At 69.2% G+C, this 4687-nt stretch carries 3 protein-coding genes; all 3 read right to left on the minus strand.

Annotated elements, in window-relative coordinates; genetic code table 11:
* Window positions 1-1515, minus strand: a 1515-nt coding sequence (locus tag VI238_RS09800) for a single-stranded-DNA-specific exonuclease RecJ (protein ID WP_331650854.1), incomplete at its 3' end; no start/stop codon positions are given.
* A gap of 14 nt (window positions 1516-1529) precedes the next feature.
* On the minus strand, window positions 1530-2009 hold the full coding sequence (gene greA, locus VI238_RS09805; protein ID WP_331650855.1) for a transcription elongation factor GreA: 480 nt from the start codon (window positions 2007-2009) through the stop codon (window positions 1530-1532).
* Window positions 2006-4687: carbamoyl-phosphate synthase large subunit (gene carB, locus VI238_RS09810; RefSeq protein WP_331650857.1), on the minus strand; the 2682-nt coding region annotated here is incomplete at its 5' end. The genes carB and greA, both read right to left, overlap by 4 nt.

Here is a 4687-nt window from a genome sequence, read left to right on the forward strand (position 1 = left end):
CCACGGCGCCGCGTAGCGCAATGCGCGCGCGTTGTCGGCCGTGAACTCGTGCGCGGCGAGCTCGCCGTCGCTCCACAGGCAGCGTTCGAGCTGCGCCGGATCGAGGCGCCGGCGCGCGACCGCATCGAACTCGGCCGCGAACGTCGCGAGGTTAGCCGCGGGCAGACTCAGGCCCGCCGCCATCGCGTGACCACCGAAGCGGCCGATCAGGCCCGGATGCGTCGCGTCGACGTCGGCGAGCGCGTCGCGCAGATGGAACCCGGCGATCGAGCGCGCCGATCCGCGCAGTTCGACACCGCCGTCGTCCGCCCGGGCGAACGCGACTACCGGGCGGTTCAGCCGCTCCTTGAGTTTGGATGCGACGAGACCGACCACGCCCGGGTGCCAGTCGGGTTCGTGCAGCACGATCCCGCACGGCAACGCGTCGTCGCGATAGCGCTCGACGAAGCGCGCGAGCATCGCCTCGCCCTGCTCCACCATCGCCGCCTGCAGTTCGCGCCGCTCTGCATTGATCGCCGACAACCGCTCGGCGAGCCGATACGCGACGTCGGCATTGTCGCTGAGCAGGCATTCGATGCCGAGGCTCATATCCTCGAGGCGCCCCGCCGCGTTGATGCGTGGTCCGAGCGCGTAGCCGAGGTCGGCCGCGACCGCGCGCTGCGGATCGCGGCCGGCGGCGCGATAGAGCGCCGCGACACCCGCGGAGGCGCGCCCGCTGCGGATCCGGTGCAGCCCCGCCGCGACGAGGATGCGGTTGTTCGCGTCGAGCGGAACGAGGTCGGCGACGGTGCCGAGCGCGACGAGATCGAGCAGCGAGGCGAGATCGGGCCTCTCGCGCGCATCGGCCGCGAACATCCGCGCGCGCAACGCGAGCAGCAGGTAGAACACGACACCGACGCCGGCGAGCGCGCCCGCACGCGTGCCCGCGTCCCTGCACGTCGTGCAGGGCGGACTAGCATGCGCGCACGCGGCGAGCGCGATCGCGTTGGGATTCACGATGGCATCGGCCTGCGGCAGGGTCGGGCCCGGCAGATGGTGATCCGTCACGATCACGCCCATGCCGCGCGCGCGCGCGGCGGCGACGCCGGCATGGCTCGCGATGCCGTTGTCGACCGTGACGACGAGGTCGGGGCGCAGGTCGACAAGCGCATCGACGAGGCCGACGCCGAGGCCGTAGCCGTCGACCATGCGATTCGGCACGCGATAGCAGACGTCGCGCGCCCCGAGCAGGCGCAGGCCGCGCACCGCGACCGCGGTGCCGGTCGCGCCATCGGCATCGAAGTCGCCGACGATGCAGATGCGCCGGTCGCGCGCGATCGCATCGACGAGCAGCTCGCAGGCCTCGGCGACGCCACCGAGCGCGTCCGGCGCGAGCAGGTCGGCAAGCCGCTGCGGCCCGGCCTCGTGCGCCGCGACGCCGCGCGCGGCGTACACGCGCGCGACGAGCGGATGCAGCTCCACCGGCCACTCGCCGCGCGTCGACGCCGAACGCCGGCGGATCATGGTCGCTTTCATCGCGGCGACCGTGCTCAGTCCTCGTAGCGGACGCCGGTGATCTCGTAATTGCGCGTGCCGTTAGGCGCCTGGAACTCGAAGCTGTCGCCTTCGCTCTTGCCGATCAGCGCACGTGCGAACGGCGAGGATACCGAGATCAGGCGCTGCTTGATGTCGGCCTCGAGGTCGCCGACGATCTGGTAGCTGATCTCCTCGCCGGAGTCCTCGTCGGCGAGCTCGACCGTCGCCCCGAACACGATGCGTGTGCCGGCGTTGAGTCGCGTGACGTCGATGACTTCCGCGTGCGACAGCGCGCCCTCGAGCTCCTGGATGCGACCTTCGATGAAGCCCTGCATCTCGCGCGCGGCGTGGTATTCCGCGTTCTCCTTGAGGTCGCCGTGCGCACGGGCCTCGGCGATCGCGGCGATGATGCGCGGTCGCTCTTCCGACTTCAGGCGCTCGAGTTCGGTTCGCAGGCGGTCGGCTCCCTTCTTCGTCATCGGCGGACGTTTCATGCCAGTTCCTTGTGCAATTCCTGCAAGCTGTTCACATCGGTGCTGTCGCGGAAATCGAGCGAATGCAGCAGAGCCTTGGCGCCGCTGACGGTCGTCGAATAGGTCACGCGCTGCTGCAGCGCCTCGCGGCGGATCGAGAACGAGTCGGCGATCGCCTGCTTGCCCTCGGTGGTGTTGACGATGAACGCGATCTCGCCGTTCTTGATCAGGTCGACGATGTGCGGGCGTCCCTCCAGCACCTTGTTGATGCGCTCGCACGCGATGCCCTGCGCGCTGAGGTAGGCGTGCGTGCCGCCGGTGGCGACGAGGCCGAAGCCGCGGCGGACGAGGTCGCGCGCGACCTCGAGCAGGCGCTCCTTGTCGGCGTCGCGCACGGACAGGAATGCCTTGCCCGCCGAAGGAGCGGCGATGCCCGCGGCTTCGTGAGCGCGCGCGAAGGCGGCGCCGAAGTTGCGACCGACGCCCATGACTTCGCCGGTCGAGCGCATCTCGGGGCCGAGGATGGGATCGACGTTCTGGAACTTGAGGAACGGGAAGATCGCTTCCTTGACCGAGTAGTACGCGGGGACGATCTCGCGCGTCGCGCCTTGCGCCGCGAGCGTCTGGCCGACCATGCAGCGCGCGGCGATCTTGGCGAGCGCGACGCCCGTCGCCTTCGCGACGAACGGCACCGTGCGCGACGCGCGCGGGTTCACCTCGAGGATGTAGATCGTGTCGCCGCCGTCGCCGTCCGACTGGATCGCGAACTGCGTGTTCATGAGGCCGACGACGTCGAGTTCGCGCGCGAGCAGGCCGACCTGACGGCGCAATTCGTCCTGGGTCGCCGCGGACAGCGAGTACGGCGGCAGCGAGCACGACGAATCGCCCGAATGCACGCCGGCTTCCTCGATGTGCTCCATCACGCCGCCGATCAGAACCTCCCCGTGCGCGTCGACGACCACGTCGACGTCGACTTCGCCCGCATGATCGAGGAAGCGGTCGAGCAGCACCGGCGAGGTGTCGGATACGCGCACCGCCTCGCGGATGTAGCGCGCGAGATCGGCGTCGTCGTGGACGATCTCCATCGCGCGTCCCCCGAGCACGTAGCTCGGGCGCACGACCAGCGGGTAGCCGATCTCGCGCGCGAGCGCGAGCGCCTCGTCGGCGCTGCGCGCGGTGCGGTTCGGAGGCTGGCGCAAGCCGAGTTTCTCGATGAGCTTCTGGAAACGCTCGCGGTCCTCGGCGAGGTCGATGCTGTCCGGGCTCGTGCCGATGATCGGCGCGCCGGCGGCCTCGAGGGCGCGTGCGAGCTTCAGCGGCGTCTGGCCGCCGTACTGGACGATCACGCCCTTGGGCTTCTCCTTGTCGATCACTTCGAGCACGTCCTCGAGCGTGAGCGGCTCGAAGTACAACCGGTCCGACGTGTCGTAATCGGTCGACACCGTCTCCGGGTTGCAGTTGATCATGATCGTCTCGTAGCCGTCCTCGCGCAGCGCGAGCGCGGCGTGCACGCAACAGTAGTCGAACTCGATGCCTTGGCCGATGCGGTTCGGGCCTCCGCCCAGCACGACGATCTTGTCCCGCGCGCTCGGCTCGGCTTCGCACTCGTCCTCGTAGGTCGAGTACATGTAGGCGGTCGTCGTCGCGAACTCGGCCGCGCACGAATCGACGCGCTTGTAGACCGGACGCACGTTGAACGCACGGCGCAGCGCGCGCACCGCGTTCTCGTCGGTGCCGACGAGCTCGGCCAGACGCGCGTCCGAGAAGCCCTTGCGCTTGAGCCGGCGCATGCGCGCGGCGTCGAGCGCCGCGAGCCCGCCGGCCCTGATCCCGGCCTCGAGGTTCACGAGGTCCTCGATCTGCACCAGGAACCACGGGTCGATGTGGGTGAGCGCGAACACGTCCGCCTGCGAAAGGCCGGCGCGGAACGCATCGGCGACGTAGAACACGCGGTCGGGCCCCGGTTCCTTGAGCTCGCGCTTGAGCACGGCCAGGCCCTCGGGCGTCGAGAGATCGAGCTTGCTGGGGTTGAGCCCGTTCTTGCCGGTCTCCAGGCCACGCAGCGCCTTCTGCAGCGATTCCTGGAACGTGCGGCCGATCGCCATCACCTCGCCCACCGACTTCATCTGCGTCGTCAGGCGCGCGTCGGCGGCAGGGAACTTCTCGAACGCGAAGCGCGGAATCTTCGTCACGACGTAGTCGATCGCGGGTTCGAACGACGCCGGCGTGCGGCCGCCCGTGATGTCGTTGCGCAATTCATCGAGCGTATAGCCGACCGCGAGTTTCGCCGCGACCTTCGCGATCGGGAAGCCGGTCGCCTTGGAGGCGAGCGCGGACGAGCGCGACACGCGCGGGTTCATCTCGATGACGACGACGCGGCCGTCCTCGGCGTTGACGCCGAACTGCACGTTCGACCCGCCGGTGTCGACGCCGATCTTGCGCAGCACCGCGATCGACGCGTTGCGAAGGCGCTGGTATTCCTTGTCGGTGAGCGTCTGCGCCGGCGCGACCGTAATCGAATCGCCCGTGTGCACGCCCATCGGATCGAAGTTCTCGATCGAGCAGACGATGATGCAGTTGTCCGCGTTGTCGCGGACTACCTCCATCTCGAACTCCTTCCAGCCGAGCACGCTCTCTTCGATCAGCACTTCGCTCGTGGGTGAGGCTTCGAGCCCACCCATCACGATATGCTCGAACTC

It is taken from the genome of Dokdonella sp. (genome assembly GCF_036518555.1).
Taxonomy (GTDB): Bacteria; Pseudomonadota; Gammaproteobacteria; order Xanthomonadales; family Rhodanobacteraceae; genus Dokdonella_A.